Genomic DNA, 15,788 nt, shown 5'->3' on the forward strand with positions numbered 1-15,788 from the left:
GTTTTTGTACAAGCGTTCAATACGCCCCGATGAGCACCCGCACACCCACCGCAAGGCGCAGCACCTCGCGTGCCGCGACGCCAGCCCCCGCCGCAGTCACCATCGAGACTGCGCGGCCCGACCGCAAGCAGGCGATCCTGCTGGCGGCCGAGAAACTTTTTGCGCAGCACGGCTACCACGTAGTGACAATCCGCCAGATCGCCGAAGAGGCCGGCGTGCCGCTGGCGCTGGTGGGCTACTACTACGGCCAGAAGCACGAGCTGTTTCACGCGATCTTCGAACACTGGAGCCATTCCATCGAGGCGCGGCTCGCGGGACTGGCAGCGGTGAACGTCGACCCCGACGACGCGCGCACGCTGCCGCGCATCATCGATGCCTTCACCGCGCCCGTGCTGGCGCTGCGCGCGAGCGCCGAGGGCGAGTACTACGCGCTGCTGGTGGCGCGCGAGCTCTACCACGCCACCGAGGAAGCCGACCGCGTGCTGCGCAGCTACTTCGACCCGCTGGCCGAGGCCTACATCGACGCGCTGCACCTCGCGCTGCCGCACGCCACGCGCAGCCAGGCGGCCTGGGGCTACCAGTTCGCGCTGGGCGCGCTGCTGCACCACCTGAACGACAGCCGCATCGAACGCCTCACGCGCGGCGAGAACAGGCGCGCCGACCCGGCCGTGGCGCCGATGCTCGTGAACTTCATCGTCGGCGGCCTGCGCGCCGCACTGCCGCGCCCGAAGACCGCCAGAACCCCACGCACGAGAACCACCCCCAGGAGACAAAAGACATGATGAAACGACGCACCCTGCTGTCGGCGCTTGCCGCGGCATCGGCCTCCGCCGCACTGCCTTCGCGCGCCCAGTCCAACCCGAAGATCGTGTTCGGCTACACGGCCGTGACCGACTTCGCCTCGGTGTTCGTGGCGGCCGAAGAGGGCTACTTCAAGAAGCGCAACCTCGACGTCGAGCTCAAGTTCATTCCGCTGAATTCGACGATCCCGGCGGCGCTGCAGTCCGACTCGCTGCAGATTGGCGGACCCACGCCCTCGGTGTTCCTGCAGGCGGTGGATGGCGGCCTGGACCTCGTGCTGGTGGCCGGCGGCGGCCTCACCTCGAAGACGATCACCGGCTTCGGCCTGGTGGCGCGCGCGGGCTCGGGCATCAAGGGGCCGCAGGACTGCGTGGGCAAGAAGATCGGCGTGCCGGGCCTCGGCGCCTTCCTGCACGTGACCTTCCGCGCGTGGCTGAAGGACAGCGGCGTGGACTACCGCAAGGTGAACTTCGTCGAGGCCGCGTTCCCGCAGCACGCCGACCTGCTGCGCGGCGGCTCGGTCGATGCGGTGGTGTCGGCCGACCCGTTCATGAGCCGCATCACCGAGAGTGGCGCGGGCTACGTGGCCTCGTACTACTCGACCTTCCTGCCGGAGAACAACCAGACCATCGTGCATGCGGCCAAGCGCGAGTGGGTGGCGAAGAACCCGGCCGCTGCGCGCGCGTTCCGCGAGGCGCTGGTCGAATCGGCCGCCTTTATGCAGCAGCCGAGGAACGACGCCAAGGTGCGCGCGGCCATCGGCAAGTACATCAAGCTCCCGCCCGAGGTGCTGGCCAAGGTGCAGATCTCGCCGCCCGGCCCCGTGGTGACGGAAAAGCAGCTCGCCTACTGGACCGGGCTGATGAAGGAGCAGGAAATGCTCAAGACGAGCATCGACGTGGCGAAGCTGGTGGCGAAGTGATCGCAGCACCCGCCCCCGTCACCGCGCGCGCCGCACTGTCGGCGAGCGCCTTTCGTTCGCCGACCGTCCCCACGATGCAAGCCACCCCCTTCCTGTGCTTCGACGGCGTGACCATCCGCCTCGGCGGACGCGAGATCCTGTCGCCCACCTCGTTCGACGTGGCGCGCGGCGAGTTCGTCTGCATCGTCGGCCCGAGCGGCTGCGGCAAGACCACGTTGCTGCGCGCGGCCAGCGGGCTCGTCAGCGCGAGCGCGGGCGAGGTGCGGCGCAACGGCGCGAAGATGACCGAGCCCTCGCGCGAAGTGGCTTTCGTGTTCCAGGACTACGGCCGCGCGCTGCTGCCCTGGCGCACGGTGGAAGGCAACGTGAGCCTCGCACTGGAAGCGGCCGGCGTGCCGGCAGCGGAACGCGCGCCGCGCATTGCCGATGTGCTCGCCAAGGTCGGCCTCGCGAAGCATGCGCACAAGTTTCCGGTGCAGTTGTCGGGCGGCATGCAGCAGCGCGCACAGATCGCCCGCTGCCTCGCGCAGAAGCCCGACCTGATGATGATGGACGAGCCCTTCGGCGCGCTGGACGCGCTCACGCGCCAGAGCCTGCAGGACGAGCTGGCGCGGCTGGTGCGCGACGACGGGCTCACGGTGCTGTTCGTCACGCACGACCTCGAAGAAGCCATCTACCTCGGCGACCGCGTGATCGCGCTGCAGGCCAACCCCGGGCCGGGGCGGCCGAGCCTCGCGCGGATGATCGACGTGAAGATCCCGCGCCCGCGCGACCAGCTCACGACCAAGGAGCATCCGGAATACCTGCACCTGCGGCGCGAACTCTTCGCCTTCATCGAGCAGGGCCATGACTAGGCACACCCCCAGTCGTCTTCGCGCACTTCGTGTCGCTTCGCCTACCCCCTCGTCGGGGGCAACACCTGCGGCCCGGCGAAGCCGGTTCCGCGGTGTTCCTGGCAAGGTCCGTCCCTTTGTACTGCCGCTGCTGCTCCTGGCTCTGTTCGAGTGGTACGCGCGGCGCGCGGCCGCGCTGGGCAGCGATGCGCTCGCACCGCCGAGCGCGGCGGCGAAGGCCTTCGTCGGCGCGGCCATGGACGGCTCGCTCTGGCAGGCCACAGGCTTCACGCTCGGCACGGCGGCACTCGGCCTGCTGCTGGGCGCCGTGCTCGGCATTGCGCTGGGGCTGGTGCTCGGGCTCTCGCGCCGCGCGGCGCAGCTCGGCTCTGTCTCCATCGAAGTACTTCGGCCCGTGCCATCCGTAGCGCTGATTCCGCTCGCGATGCTGGGCTTCGGATTCGGCGTGCGCATGGAGCTGGCCATCGTCGCATTCGCCACCTTCTGGCCGCTGCTGGTATTGGTGCAGTCGGCGGTGCAGCAGGTCGAGCCGCGGCTGCTCGAGGTGAGCCGCGTGCTGGGACTGTCGTCGCGCGAGCGGGCCTTCAAGATCGTGCTGCCGGCCATCGTGCCGCGCCTGTTCGTCGCGCTGCGGCTGGGCGTGGCGGTGGCGCTGGTGGTGGCCGTGACGGTGGAGATCGCGGCCAACCCCAACGGCATGGGCTACGCGATGATGATCGCTCAGCAGAGCTTCGACCCCGCGCTGATGCTCGCGTGGCTGGGCTGGATCGGCGTAGTCGGCTTCGCGGTCAACGCGGGCATGGTGCGGCTGCAGGCCTGGGTCGCACGGCGCATGGGGGTGCAGCCATGAACAACCACCGCAACGACCGGTTCGGCTTGGGGTGGCTGGGGTCGGTGGGCATGCTGCTCGCACTGGTCGCGCTGTGGTGGGTGGCGAGCAACGCGGGCTGGGTCAGCCGCGTGTTTTTGCCGACGCCGCAGGCCACGTTTGCGAGCCTGCTCGAAGGGCTCAATCTCTCTTCGGGCAATTCAGGCAACGGTGAACTGCTCGCCTTCACGCAGGCCACGGTCGGCCGCATGGTCGAAGGCTGGCTGCTCGCGTCGCTTTTCGGCGTGCTGCTGGGCGCGGCCATCGGCGTATCGCCCCAGGTGCGTGCGTGGGTGCAGCCGACGCTGGAATTCATCCGCCCGCTGCCCGCCTCGGCGCTGCTGCCGCTGGCCATCTCCATCTTCGGGCTGAACCCCGGCATGGTGCTCTTCGTGGTCGCATTCGGCGCGATGTGGCCGGTGCTGCTGGCCACGGTGCACGGCTTCGCGGCCGTGGAGCCACGCCTTTCGGAAGTGGCGCGCTGCCTGCAGATGTCGCGCGCGGCGTACACCTGGAAGATGGGCCTGCCCAACGCCATGCCCGACATCCTGGCCGGCATGCGGCTCGCGCTGACCATCGCGCTGGTCGTCGCGGTGGTGGGCGAAATGATCGCCTCGCAAAGCGGCCTGGGCCAGGCCATCCTGCTGGCGGCGCGCGCCTTCCGCGTGAGCGACCTGTTCGCCGGCATCGTGCTGCTCGGACTCATCGGCTTCGTGAGCAACGCGCTGCTGGCCCTTGCCGAGCGACGGCTGCTGCGTTGGCAGCGCCCCTGACTCCCCGATTGCTTCTCTCCCCAAACACGAACACCCCACAAGGAGCCTCTTCATGCCACGCAAATTCGTCGATCTCTCGATCTTTCTCGAAAACGATGTGCTCTCCGATCCACCGGCCTTCGCGCCGAAGATCCAGTACTTCACGCATGAGCAGACCTACGAGCAGATCGAACCCTTCTTTCCCGGCTTGAAAAAGGAAGACCTGCCCGACGGCGAAGGCTGGGCCGTGGAACTGGTGCAGCTGTCGACGCACAACGGCACGCACCTCGATGCGCCCTATCACTTCCACTCGACCATGGACAAGGCGCTGGGTGAGAAGAAGCCCGCCATCGCCATCCATGACGTACCGCTCGAATGGTGCTTCCAGCCGGGCGTGAAGCTCGACTTCCGGCACTTCGCCGATGGCTACGTGGTCACGGCCGACGACGTCGAGGCCGAACTCAAGCGCATCGGCCACACGCTGAGCCCGCTGGAGATCGTGGTGGTCAACACGCGCGCCGGTTCGCGCTACGGCCATCCGGACTACGTGTCGGCCGGCGCAGGCATGGGCTACGAGGCGACGATGTACCTGCTGGAACGCGGCGTGCGCCTCACAGGCACCGACGCATGGAGCTGGGACGCGCCCTTCGTGCACACCGCAAAGAAGTACGGCGAGACGCACGACGCCTCGCTGATCTGGGAAGGCCACAAGGCCGGGCGCGACATCGGCTATTGCCACATCGAGAAGCTGCACAACCTCGAGGCGCTGCCGCCCACGGGCTTCTTCATCAGCTGCTTCCCGCACAAGATCCGCGGCGCGTCGGCCGGGTGGACGCGCGCGGTGGCGATCTTCGACGATGCGCTGATGGCGTCGGTGTGAGGGCCGATTCATGAACGCGCTCAACCGCACGCACGACCTCCACGCGCGCAGCTGGGTCGAATCGGCCAATGCGGCAGGCGGCGACTTCCCGATCCAGAACCTGCCGCACGCTGTGTTCCGCCGCGCGGGCAGCGCCGAGCCGTTTCGCGGCGGCATCGCCATCGGCGGCGAGGTGCTCGACCTCGCCGCGCTGGTCGCGCGCCAGCAGCTCGACGGCCTGGCGCTCGACGCGGCGCGCGCCGCCGCATTGCCGGCATTGAACGACTTCTTCGCGCTCGGCCGCTCCGCGTGGAAGGCGTTGCGCCACGCACTGTTCGACCTGCTGAAGAACGACGCGCCCGTGGCCTCGGTGCAGGCCGTGCGCGAATGCCTGGTGCCGCAGGCCGAGGTCGAATACACCGTGCCCGCGCGCATCGGCGACTACACCGACTTCTACACATCGATCGACCATGCGCTGAACATCAGCCGCCTGATGAACCCCGACGGCGACGTGACGCCCAACTTCCGCTGGATTCCGACTGCGTACCACGGGCGGGTGTCGACCATCGGCGTGAGCGGCCAGCGCTTTCACCGGCCGATGGGGCAGGCGATGGCGCCGGGCGCGAAGGCGCCCACGTACCAGGCCTGCGCGCGGCTCGACTACGAGCTGGAGCTCGGCGTGTGGATCGGCATCGGCAACCCGCAGGGCGAACCCATTCCGCTCGAACGCGCGGACGAACACATCTTCGGCATCTGCCTGCTCAACGACTGGTCGGCGCGCGACATCCAGTTCTGGGAGATGGCGCCGCTCGGGCCGTTCCTGGCGAAGAACTTCGCGACCACGATCTCGCCATGGATCGTGACGATGGAAGCGCTCGCGCCCTACCGCCAGGCCTGGACGCGGGCGGCCCACGAGCCCCAGCCGCTCGCGTATCTGGAAAGTACGGCGAACCGCGAGAGCGGCGCGCTCGACATCCGCCTGGAGGTCTGGCTCGAAAGCGAGAAGGCGCGCAAGGACAAGGCCGGGCCGTCGCGCCTGTCGTCCACGAGCTTCAGGCACCAGTATTGGAGCGTCGCGCAGATGGTGGCGCACCACACGATGGGCGGCTGCAGCCTGAACCCGGGCGACCTGTTCGGCAGCGGCACGATCTCGGGGCCCGGCGCGGGCGAGGCCGGCGCAATCATCGAGCTGACGCGCGCAGCGCAAAGCCCGGTGACGCTGGCCAATGGCGAACAGCGTGGTTTTCTTGAAGACGGCGATGCGGTGCTGCTGCGCGGCTGGTGCGAGAAGCCGGGGCATGCGCGCATCGGTTTCGGGGAGAGCCGTGGAACGGTGCTGCCAGCCAGGAGTTGAGCAGAAGCGCCAAAGAAAAAGGCCACCCGATGAGGTGGCCTTTTCTTTAATCTGGAGCGGGAGAAGAGTCTCGAACTCTCGACCTCAACCTTGGCAAGGTTGCGCTCTACCAACTGAGCTACTCCCGCGTGGAGCCCTCGATTATAGGGTGAATTGAGACCGTTTTTACCGAGCCCGAGAAAAAAGTTCGTTCAAGCACCGAATACCAGCGACCGGTGCATCGACACGCCGGCCATCAACCCGATGTCGGGCAGGCCGTCCTGCACGCCGAACGACAGCAGCAGCTTGTGCGTCGAGATCTCTTCCCCGCCGTGCAGCGACACCGTGAAGCCTCCGGCGCCGTCCGCGCTCCCGGCCACCACGCTGCCCTTGATGAACTCGACGGATGGATAGGCGAGCAGCTTGTCGCGCGCGCCGGCAATCATCTCCAGCGGCGGCGTGCCGTCCTGCCCGAAGAAGCCGTGCGACGCGGCGGCGAAGCGGTTGCGCGGCGCGCCCGCGTCGACGACGCACACGTTCCTGCGCGCGCGAGCCAGTTGCATCGCAGCGGAAAGGCCGGCAAAACTGCCGCCCACGACCAGAGCGTCATGGCGCATGTTCGATGTCCTTCAATGTGAAGCCGCCGCCTGTCATGCGGCGGTGGAAGTCCCTGGAAAGATCGGCCAGCGTGATGCTGTCGAAGCGCTTCAGCAGCAGCGCCTCGGCCTCCTGGAAGGCGCCGTCGAGCGCCGCGTTCACGGCCTGCTCGACGATGCAGCCCGGGCTCTCGGTGCGGTTGCCCATGGCCAGCAGCGCGGGCGCGCCGACGGCGTTGTGGATGTCGCCCAGCGTGACTGCCGCGAGCGAGCACGACAGCACCCAGCCTCCGCCATGGCCCTTGGCCGAACTGACGAAGCCCGACTGCCGCAGGCCGGCCATGACGCGGCGCACGACGACCGGGTTGGTGTGCATCGCGGCCGCTAGCGCCTCGGACGTGACGGGGCAGTTCATCTCGGCCATGTGCAGCAGCACATGGAGAACGCCCGAAAGCCTGCTGTCTCGTTTCATGCAACATTATTAGTTGCATAAGTTTTCCATGACGTGCCGAAGGGTCTTCGGGAGTTCGGCATGCCGCATCGCTTGTCACGGCACAGGCACGAGAATCGACCCCGCCATGACGCCCACACCGACCACCCTTCTCGACGCTGCCCTGCGCGGCGTGCTGCTGGCCTTGCTGCTGGTGCTCGCGCTGGTCCTCGGGCGCGACCGCCCTCGCCTGCCGGTCGCGCGCGCGGGCGTGCTGCTCGCGCTCGGCCTGTGCGTGCAGGCCATCGGCTCCACGCCGCTGTTCGAAGCGCTCGTGCCGCGCGGGTGGCAGGCGCCCTTTGTCGCGGTCTCCGTCGGCAACGCCGTGCTGTTCTGGGTGTTCGTGCAAGCGCTGTTCGACGACAACTTCCGGCTGCGGCCGATGCACGTCGCCGCGTGGCTCGCGGTGGCGGCGCTGGCCGCGCTCAATTGCGCGGTCGTGGCAGGCAGCGCCTCGGTGCTCGCGCCGGTGACGCTGGGCCTGCAGCGCGCGGTGCCGCTGGTGTTCGCGGTGCTGGCCGCGATGGCGGCGGCTTCGCAGTGGCGGGCAGACCTGGTGGAGGGACGGCGCCGGCTGCGCGCGTTCATCGTGGTGGCGGGCGTCGGCTACAGCATCGGCATGCTGGCCGTGCGGCTGGCCTCGCCGCAGGGCCGGCTGTCGAGCCTGTCGGCGACGGCCGATGTGGCGATGCTGCTGCTGATCGTGGCCGTGGTGGCATGGCGGATGGTGCGGCTGGCGGGGTCGGAGCTGTTTCCGGCTTCACGGGCGCCCGTTGCGATTCCTGCGCAAGAGACCGTCGCACCAGTCCCCGTCGCGCCTGCGGAACCCGAGCCCGAACAAGCCCCCGACCCCGCCGAGGACCGCCTCGCGGAGTCCTTGCGGCACGCCATGGCGGTGGAACATGCCTACCGCAGCGAAGACCTGAGCATCGCCGGCCTGGCCGCCCGGCTGTCAGTGCCGGAATACCGCCTGCGCCGCCTCATCAACCAGCGGCTGGGGCATCGCAACTTCAACGCCTTCGTCAACGGCCTCCGCCTGGCCGAGGCGATGGCGGCGCTGGCCGATTCTTCCAAGCGCGAGCTGCCAGTGCTGACCATCGCATTGACCGCGGGCTTCCAGTCCATCGGCCCGTTCAACCGCGCGTTCAAGGCCGCCACCGGCCTCACGCCCACCGAATTCCGCAGGCAGAAGCTGGCCGGATCCTGAAATCTCTTGCCGAAAGCCGCGCTTGCGGCTTTCGGCAAGACTCGACGGCGGCGTCCCGGCATCGTGCGGGCCTTCAAAGGCAAGGAACCACCCCATGCGACGTCTTTCTTTTTCCTCTCTCTTCTTCCTGCTCCTCGCGCTTTGCTGCGGCTGGGCGCGAGCCTCGATGGGCATGGCGGAACTTCCCGCCGCGCCCGGCGACGGCCCGGTCACGGTGTTCTATCCGTCCACCGACGCGCCCCAGCCGACCCGGCGTGCCCGCTTCACGCTCGACGTGGCCGCGCAGGGCAAGCCGGCACCCGGCAATGGCCGGCTGGTGATCGTCTCGCACGGCTCGGGCGGCGCGCCCTGGGTGCACGCGGACATCGCGCGCGGCCTCGTCGAGGCCGGCTTCGTCGTCGCCATGCCCGAGCACAAGGCCGACAACTACAAGGACGACAGCAACCCCGGTCCCGACAGCTGGACCATGCGCCCGGCCGAGGTGTCGCGCGCCATCGACGCGGTGGCGCGCGACCCACGCTTCGCGCCGTTGCTGCGGCTCGACAGGGTCGGCATGTACGGCATGTCGGCGGGCGGCCACACGGCCCTGAGCCTCGCGGGCGGGCGCTGGTCGCCGGCCGCGTTCGCGCGGCACTGCGAGGTCGACCTGGTGAACGACTTCCAGTCCTGCGTCGGCCTCATCACGCGGCTGACCGGCGGACCGCTCGACGGCATCAAGAAATGGGCCGCATTGCTCCTCATCCGCCACCGCTTCGGCGACGACGCCGCGCCGCGCGAGCACACCGATCCGCGCATCGCCGCCATCGTTGCAGGCGTGCCGGGTTCGGCCGATTTCGACATGGCCTCGCTCGCGGCGCCGCGCGTACCACTTGGCCTGATCACCGCCGCGCAGGACCGCTGGCTGATCCCGCGCTTCCACAGCGACCGGGTGCTTGCGGCCTGCCTGCCGCGCTGCGAGCTGATCGCGGACATGCCGACCGGCGGGCACGGCTCGCTGTTGTCTCCGCTACCGCCGGACCTCACGGGACTGATCGGCGACCTGCTCAACGACCCGGCAGGCTTCGACCGCGCCAGCGTGCTACCGGAAGTTAACCAGAAGACAACGGCCTTCTTCAGCACGCATCTGCTGCCATGATTCGCACCGCGGGGGCAACGTTCGAGCCTCCTGTTTCGCCGACAGCCAGTTCCCACACGCGTGGGCGGCTGTGGCGCACATGGCGACAAAGGCCGGCCCCGCCATGGTTGCACCCGAGCCGACCGAACCCCGGTCGGTTCTTGAAATCGTGACCAGCTACGAAAGGAAAAGTCACCCATGAAGCAACAGCAACACAACCGCATCTTCCTCGGCGCCGTGCTCGCCGGCCTCCTGGCCATCGGCGGCGCAGCCCAGGCGCAAGGCGTCGGGGTCGGCGTGGGGGTCAATGCAGACGTGAACACCTCGGGCGCCGCAGGCGCTGGCTCCACCCATGGCGGTGCCGCGGCACGCACAGGTGCGGCCGCAGGCGCGAACACGAATGCCGGCGCTGCCACGTCCGACACGGCCGGCAGCGCGACAGGCGGTGTGGGCAACGCCGTCGGTGGCGTGCTGGGCGGTGCCACTGGCGCCGTCAGCGGTGCCACGAATGCGGCAGGCGGCGTAACGAACACCGTGGGCGGCACGCTGAATGGCGCAACCGGCGCCGTGGGTTCGGCCACCAATGCCGTGAAGCCGGGGAGCGCTGGCGCGAAGGCGAGCGGCAAGGCGCAGGGCTCGGGCGCCGTCGACATCAAGAAGTAATCGGCCCGCCGGCCCCGGCCGGACAAAAGCCCGCAGCGCTCGCGCGTTGCGGGCTTTTTTTCGGGCGAACGCCTCAGTTGGCCGGCTTGAGCTTGAACAGGCTGGTGACCGCCACGTCGAGCACCATCAGCTCGCGCTGGTTGAACAGCCGCCAGCGCCAGCGCAGGATGCCGAGCGTCGGGCGCTTTTCGGAGCGGCGCACCTCGGTCACGTCGGCCACCAGCCGCAGCGCATCGCCGGGCCGCACGGGATTCGGCCAGCGCACATGATCGAGCCCCGGCGAGGCGAACGATTCAGAACCGGCAAGCGCTGCGTCGACGGCCAGCCGCATCGCGATCGAGCACGTGTGCCAGCCGCTGGCGATCAGCCCGCCGAAGGAGCTGCCGGCCGCCGCCTCTGCATCGGTGTGGAACCACTGCGGGTCGTAGGCCCGTGCGAACTGCAGGAGCTCCGTTTCGGTGAGCACGTAGGGCCCGGCCTCGATGACCTGCCCCGCGTGGAAGTCGGCGAACTTCATCCGCCGCGGCCTAGTAGGTTTCGAGGTGCAGGCGGCCTTCGCGCTTCAAGGCAGCGCCGACCGTGTCCCAATCGAGCCCCGCTTCCTTCGCCACGTCGCGCAGTGCGAGCACCACGCCTTCTTCCATGCTCTTCAGGCCGCACACATAGAAGTGGCTCGCGCCATCTTTCAGCAGCGCGGCCAGGTCGGCGGCGCGCTCGCGCATCAGGTCCTGCACGTAGCGCTTGGGTTGCCCCGGCGTGCGCGAGAACGCGAGGTTGATGTCGATGAAGTCCTTGGGCAGCGACTGCAGCGGGCCGAAGTACGGCAGCTCCTGCTGCGTGCGCGCGCCGAAGAACAGCATCAGCTTGCCGCCCTCGAACTTGCCGCTCTTGCGCAGGCGGCGGCGCCATTCGGTCATGGCGCGCATCGGAGCGCTGCCGGTGCCGGTGCAGATCATCACGATGTGCGACTTGGGGTGATTCGGCATCAGGAACGACGAGCCGAAAGGCCCCACCACCTGCACCGTGTCGCCCACCTTCAGGTCGCACACGTAGTTGGAGCACACGCCGCGCACGGCGTCGCCCTGGTGGTCTTCGGTCACGCGCTTCACGGTGAGCGAGACGTTGTTGTAGCCGGGCCGCTCGCCATTGCGCGGGCTGGCCACCGAATACTGGCGTGCATGGTGGCGCTTGCCGATGGCATCGACGCCCGGCGGCACGATGCCGATCGACTGGCCCTCGAGCACCGGGAACGGCACCACGCCGAAGTCGAGCACGATGTGGTGCGTCTCGCTGTCGAAGCCGGCCTCGGTGCAGTTGAAGTTGCCCACCACGGTGGCGGTGGTCGGCGTCTTCGGCGGGAAGAGATTGGTGTACGCGTGCGCGGCCGACCAGGGCGGCACGGTGGCGCCGTATTGCGCCGAATTGAAGGCCGGCTCGATCGATTCGGCGGCCGCCTGGGCTTGCGTCTGCGCGGGCAAGGCCGCCGCGGGGTCGCCGGCCACTTCAGCGGACACGCCGGCGGCTTCGAGCTCTTCCGGCGAGAGTTCGGCGGGCAGCGATTCCCAGGTGAGCTGTTCCTCGATCGAGTACGCGCGCACCACCGGCATCGTGCGCCAGTTGTCGATCGAACCCGTCGGGCACGGCGAGATGCAGGCCATGCAGCCATTGCAGACGTCCGCGCGCACGACGTAGTTGTTGTCGTCGTGCGTGATCGCGTTGACGGGGCAGGTCGCCTCGCAGGTGTTGCAGCGGATGCAGATCTCGGGGTCGATCAGGTGCTGCTTGATGATCCCGGCTTCAACGGCCATGTCCATGTTGTTCTCCTAACCTGAAGCCCTCCCCCTTTGGGGGAGGGTTGGGTGGGGGCAAGCGGCCTCTGTCGTGGGCGCTATCGCCGCTTGCCCCCATCCCAGCCTTCCCCCAGCGGGGGAAGGAGCAATACCGAAATCCCAGATCAACCGAACCGCACGTACTCGAAATCCACCGGCTGGCGGTTGATACCCATCACCGGCGGCGAGATCCAGCCGGCGAACTTGCCCGGCTCGACCACGCGGCCCATCAACGATGCCACGAAAGCGAAATCTTCGGAACTCGGCAGCCATTCGTCGCGCTTGGCGGCCCATTCGATGTCGTTCACCACGCGGCCTTCGGGCGACATCTTGATGCCGGCGAGCGCACCGATCTGGCGGTTGAAGGCCTTGTGCGGCACCGTCAGGCGCGTCGGGATGCCGGCCTTCTCGAGCACCTTGTTCCAGCGGCCGACGCCGGCCACCGAATCCTTGATGAAGTCGTCGCGCAGCACTTCGTTGAGCGCATTGAGCATCGGCACGTCCTTCTCGACCAGCTGGCCGTCCTTCACCTCGAGCACCTTGTAGGTTTGGCCCTTGAGGATGTGGTCGTCCGTGCGCTTGCCTTCTTCGTAGCGGCCCTTCAGGCCGGAGCTGTAGAAGATGGCGGCGTTGCTCGACTGGTCGGCGCCGAACAGGTCGATGGTCACGCTGTAGTGGAAGTTCAGGTAGCGCTGGATGGTGCCCAGGTCGATGCAGCCGGCAGCGCGGATCTTCTGCACGTCGTCAGTCTTCAGCTCGTTCATGACCTGTGCCGTGCGCGCGATGACGCGCGACACGCCGCTCTCGCCCACGAACATATGGTGCGCCTCTTCGGTCAGCATGAACTTGGTGGTGCGCGCCAGCGGATCGAACGCGCTCTCGGCCAGCGCGGCCAGCTGGAACTTGCCGTCGCGGTCGGTGAAGTAGGTGAACATGAAGAACGCGAGCCAGTCGGGCGTCTTCTCGTTGAAGGCGCCCAGGATGCGCGGGTTGTTGGCATCGCCCGAGGTGCGCTGCAGCAGCGCATCGGCTTCTTCGCGGCCGTCGCGGCCGAAGTGCTTCTGCAGCAGGTAGACCATGGCCCACAGGTGGCGGCCTTCTTCCACGTTGATCTGGAACAGGTTGCGCAGGTCGTACATCGACGGCGCCGTGAGGCCCAGGTGGCGCTGCTGCTCGACCGACGCGGGCTCGGTGTCGCCCTGCGTCACGATGATGCGGCGCAGGTTGGCGCGATGCTCGCCGGGCACGTCCTGCCAGGCTTTTTCACCCTTGTGGTCGCCGAAGTGGATCTCGCGGTTGGCGTCGCCCGGGTTCAGGAAGATGCCCCAGCGGTAGTCGCGCATCTTCACGTGGCCGAACTGGGCCCAGCCCTGCGGGTCGACGCTCACCGCCGTGCGCAGGTACACCTCGTGGTTGGTCGAGCCCTCGGGGCCCACGTCGTCCCACCAGTTGATGAAGTTGGGCTGCCAGCCTTCGAGCGCGCGCTGCAGCGTGCGGTCTTCACCGAGGTTGACGTTGTTGGGGATCTTCTCGCTGTAGTTGATCGTGCTCATCGTTGTTCCTTGGGTTGTACGGACTGCTGTTCTGTCAGACGCGGTTCATGTCGAAGCCGGCTTTCTGGCCGGTGCCGTAGACCTTCAGCGCGCCCTTTTCGCCAACGGCGTTGGGACGGTTGAAGATCCAGTTCTGCCAGGCGGTGAGCCGGCCGAAGATGCGGGTGGCCATGTTCTCCTTGCTTGCGAAGCGCAGGTTGGCTTCGAGGCCGGTGAGCGCATCGGGCGACATGGCGGCGCGCTCCTCGATGGCGATGCGGATCTCGTCGTCCCAGTCGATGTCGTCCGGTGCGGCGGTCACGAGGCCGAGCTTCAGCGCCTCGTCGGCGTCGAGCGGCTTGCCGGCGGCGGTGCGTGCGGCTTCGAGCGGCGCGGCCTCTTCATAGAAGCGGCGCTGCAGGCGGCTCTGGTCGTTGACCATCGGGAAGAAGCCGAAGTTGAATTCGTTCAGCGTGAGCTTCGGTGCGCGCTCGGCGTCGTCGGGCAGCGCGAGCATGTAGGTGCGGTCGGCCGCAAAGGCCAGCTCGGCCAGCATGCCGGCGAAGCACGAACCAGCTTCCACCAGCGCGAACAGGCTGCGCGAGGACACGTCCAGGCGCGCCAGCGTGCGGCGCAGCGCGCCGATGGTTTCGCGCACCAGCCAGTGGTCCTTGTTGGCGAGCATCACCGTATCGGACGCGAGCACTGCGGCGGCGTCGCCCTCGGTCTTGAGCAGCCAGGTGCCGATGTCGAGCTCGTTGGTGCGCAGGTTGAGGATGGCGTCGTCGAGTTCGCGGCACATCGCGAGCGGCCACCAGGCGGCACCCGCGGCTTCGATGGCGGCGATGTCGGCCGGCTGCGCACCGGTGGGCGCCTTGATGGTGATGGTCGCGGTGCGCTTGCTGCGGTCGATCTGCACGTTGACGTTCGAATACGCGATGCCGTCGGCGCTGTCGGTGCGTTCCAGGCGGGTCAGCGCCACGCCCTTGGCGTTGGCGGGACGATCGCTGCCGGCCGCGAGTTGCGAGGCGCGCTCCTGCACGGCGGCGGCGAACTGCGCGGGCTTGGCCACCGCGTCGACCAGGCGCCAGTCGACCGCGCGCTGGCCGCGCACGCCTTCAACGCTGGTGCAGAAGATGTCGGCGAGGTCATGGCGCACGTGGCGCTTGTCGGTCACGCGGGTCAGGCCGCCGGTGCCGGGCAGCACGCCGAGCAGCGGCACTTCGGGCAGAGAGACGGCGGACGAGCGGTCATCCACCAGCAGGATCTCGTCGCAGGCCAGCGCCAGCTCGTAGCCGCCGCCGGCGCAGGCACCGTTCACGGCCGCGAGGAACTTCAGGCCCGAATGCTTCGAGGTGTCTTCGATGCCGTTGCGGGTTTCGTTGGTGAACTTGCAGAAGTTGACCTTCCAGGCGTGGCCCGAAACGCCGAGCATGAAGATGTTGGCGCCCGAACAGAAGATGCGGTCCTTGCCGCTGGTGACGATCACGCTGCGCACTTCGGGGTGCTCGAAGCGCACGCGGTTGAGCGCGTCGTTCAGCTCGATGTCCACGCCCAGGTCGTAGCTGTTGAGCTTGAGCTTGTAGCCGGGGCGAATGCCGCCGTCTTCCGCGATGTCGAGCACGAGGCGCGCGATGGCGCCGTCGAAGCTCAGCGACCAGTGGCGGTACTGGCCGGGTTCGGTGCGGTAGTCGACGCGCGGGGGCGCCTGGAGCGTGGTGGTGTCGGTCATGCGGAAGTCTCCTGTGGGGCAGTGTTCGGAAACCGTGAACAGGAAAGATAGTGCACTTTACTGCTCCGATGACATGCATCATGCTGCATGCATGTAGGCAAGTCAATGCCTGCTGCACTTTTTTTCAGATTTCGGGCTGGGCTGGGGATTCGGGGAAGTGCGCAGGCCACGCTGCTGGTTTGCAGCCAATCAACCAGTGCTCCGAACGCTCACGCCGGCGGGGTGCCTTGCGCAGC

Annotated in this window: 16 protein-coding genes and 1 tRNA gene; 10 read left to right on the forward strand and 7 right to left on the reverse strand. The window is 68.1% G+C overall.

Annotated features, from left to right (window positions below; genetic code table 11):
* Positions 1-29 precede the first annotated feature (29 nt).
* The 7 genes from PMI12_RS12225 to fahA are packed head-to-tail and all read left to right on the forward strand — an operon-like array spanning position 30 to position 6,410.
* Positions 30-782 carry a TetR/AcrR family transcriptional regulator gene (locus PMI12_RS12225; RefSeq protein WP_007832609.1) on the forward strand — a complete coding sequence of 251 codons (753 nt, stop codon included), beginning with the start codon at positions 30-32 and terminating at the stop codon, positions 780-782.
* A complete protein-coding gene (locus PMI12_RS12230) occupies positions 779-1,723 on the forward strand; it encodes an ABC transporter substrate-binding protein (RefSeq protein WP_007832611.1) in 945 nt (314 codons plus the stop codon). The genes PMI12_RS12225 and PMI12_RS12230 overlap by 4 nt, the downstream gene beginning before the upstream one ends.
* The gene (locus PMI12_RS12235; RefSeq protein ID WP_007832613.1) at positions 1,720-2,577 is read left to right on the forward strand and encodes an ABC transporter ATP-binding protein; all 858 of its coding nucleotides are present in this window, start codon (positions 1,720-1,722) and stop codon (positions 2,575-2,577) included. The genes PMI12_RS12230 and PMI12_RS12235 overlap by 4 nt, the downstream gene beginning before the upstream one ends.
* Positions 2,570-3,427: an ABC transporter permease gene (locus PMI12_RS12240; RefSeq protein WP_007832616.1), complete on the forward strand. Its 858-nt coding sequence runs from the start codon at positions 2,570-2,572 to the stop codon at positions 3,425-3,427. Before PMI12_RS12235 ends, PMI12_RS12240 begins: the two co-directional genes overlap by 8 nt.
* Positions 3,424-4,218: an ABC transporter permease gene (locus tag PMI12_RS12245; RefSeq protein ID WP_007832617.1), complete on the forward strand. Its 795-nt coding sequence runs from the start codon at positions 3,424-3,426 to the stop codon at positions 4,216-4,218. The genes PMI12_RS12240 and PMI12_RS12245 overlap by 4 nt, the downstream gene beginning before the upstream one ends.
* Before the next feature lie 52 nt (positions 4,219-4,270).
* Complete coding sequence (locus PMI12_RS12250) at positions 4,271-5,077, forward strand: cyclase family protein (RefSeq protein ID WP_007832619.1); 807 nt, start codon at positions 4,271-4,273, stop codon at positions 5,075-5,077.
* Positions 5,078-5,087: 10 nt separating this feature from the next.
* Complete coding sequence (gene fahA, locus PMI12_RS12255) at positions 5,088-6,410, forward strand: fumarylacetoacetase (protein WP_007832622.1); 1,323 nt, start codon at positions 5,088-5,090, stop codon at positions 6,408-6,410.
* A gap of 52 nt (positions 6,411-6,462) precedes the next feature.
* Here fahA and PMI12_RS12260 read toward each other — a convergent pair.
* From PMI12_RS12260 to PMI12_RS12270, 3 genes are all read right to left on the reverse strand, one after another.
* A tRNA-Gly gene (locus PMI12_RS12260) sits at positions 6,463-6,538 on the reverse strand.
* A 63-nt stretch (positions 6,539-6,601) separates the two neighbouring features.
* A complete protein-coding gene (locus PMI12_RS12265) occupies positions 6,602-7,006 on the reverse strand; it encodes an FAD-binding protein (RefSeq protein WP_007832623.1) in 405 nt (134 codons plus the stop codon).
* The gene (locus tag PMI12_RS12270) at positions 6,996-7,457 is read right to left on the reverse strand and encodes an Rrf2 family transcriptional regulator (protein WP_007832625.1); all 462 of its coding nucleotides are present in this window, start codon (positions 7,455-7,457) and stop codon (positions 6,996-6,998) included. Before PMI12_RS12270 ends, PMI12_RS12265 begins: the two co-directional genes overlap by 11 nt.
* A gap of 106 nt (positions 7,458-7,563) precedes the next feature.
* On the opposite strand from PMI12_RS12270, the gene PMI12_RS12275 reads away from it, so the two are divergent.
* From PMI12_RS12275 to PMI12_RS12285, 3 genes are all read left to right on the forward strand, one after another.
* A complete protein-coding gene (locus PMI12_RS12275; protein WP_007832627.1) occupies positions 7,564-8,682 on the forward strand; it encodes an AraC family transcriptional regulator in 1,119 nt (372 codons plus the stop codon).
* A gap of 94 nt (positions 8,683-8,776) precedes the next feature.
* The gene (locus tag PMI12_RS12280) at positions 8,777-9,817 is read left to right on the forward strand and encodes an alpha/beta hydrolase family protein (protein ID WP_007832629.1); all 1,041 of its coding nucleotides are present in this window, start codon (positions 8,777-8,779) and stop codon (positions 9,815-9,817) included.
* A 177-nt stretch (positions 9,818-9,994) separates the two neighbouring features.
* Positions 9,995-10,459 (forward strand): hypothetical protein, encoded by a 465-nt coding sequence (locus tag PMI12_RS12285; RefSeq protein ID WP_007832630.1) that lies wholly within the window; start codon positions 9,995-9,997, stop codon positions 10,457-10,459.
* Between the two features lie 73 nt (positions 10,460-10,532).
* On the opposite strand, the gene PMI12_RS12290 is transcribed toward PMI12_RS12285, so the two are convergent.
* From PMI12_RS12290 to boxC, 4 genes are all read right to left on the reverse strand, one after another.
* Positions 10,533-10,976 carry a MaoC family dehydratase gene (locus PMI12_RS12290; protein ID WP_007832632.1) on the reverse strand — a complete coding sequence of 148 codons (444 nt, stop codon included), beginning with the start codon at positions 10,974-10,976 and terminating at the stop codon, positions 10,533-10,535.
* A gap of 10 nt (positions 10,977-10,986) precedes the next feature.
* A complete protein-coding gene (gene boxA / locus PMI12_RS12295) occupies positions 10,987-12,273 on the reverse strand; it encodes a benzoyl-CoA 2,3-epoxidase subunit BoxA (RefSeq protein ID WP_007832634.1) in 1,287 nt (428 codons plus the stop codon).
* Between the two features lie 140 nt (positions 12,274-12,413).
* Positions 12,414-13,841 (reverse strand): benzoyl-CoA 2,3-epoxidase subunit BoxB, encoded by a 1,428-nt coding sequence (gene boxB / locus PMI12_RS12300; protein ID WP_007832636.1) that lies wholly within the window; start codon positions 13,839-13,841, stop codon positions 12,414-12,416.
* 34 nt (positions 13,842-13,875) lie between these two features.
* Entirely contained in the window at positions 13,876-15,552 is a 1,677-nt protein-coding gene (gene boxC, locus PMI12_RS12305) for a 2,3-epoxybenzoyl-CoA dihydrolase (protein ID WP_007832637.1), read from the reverse strand.
* Positions 15,553-15,788 lie beyond the last annotated feature (236 nt).

This window comes from Variovorax sp. CF313, assembly GCF_000282635.1.
Classification (GTDB): Bacteria; Pseudomonadota; Gammaproteobacteria; order Burkholderiales; family Burkholderiaceae_C; genus Variovorax.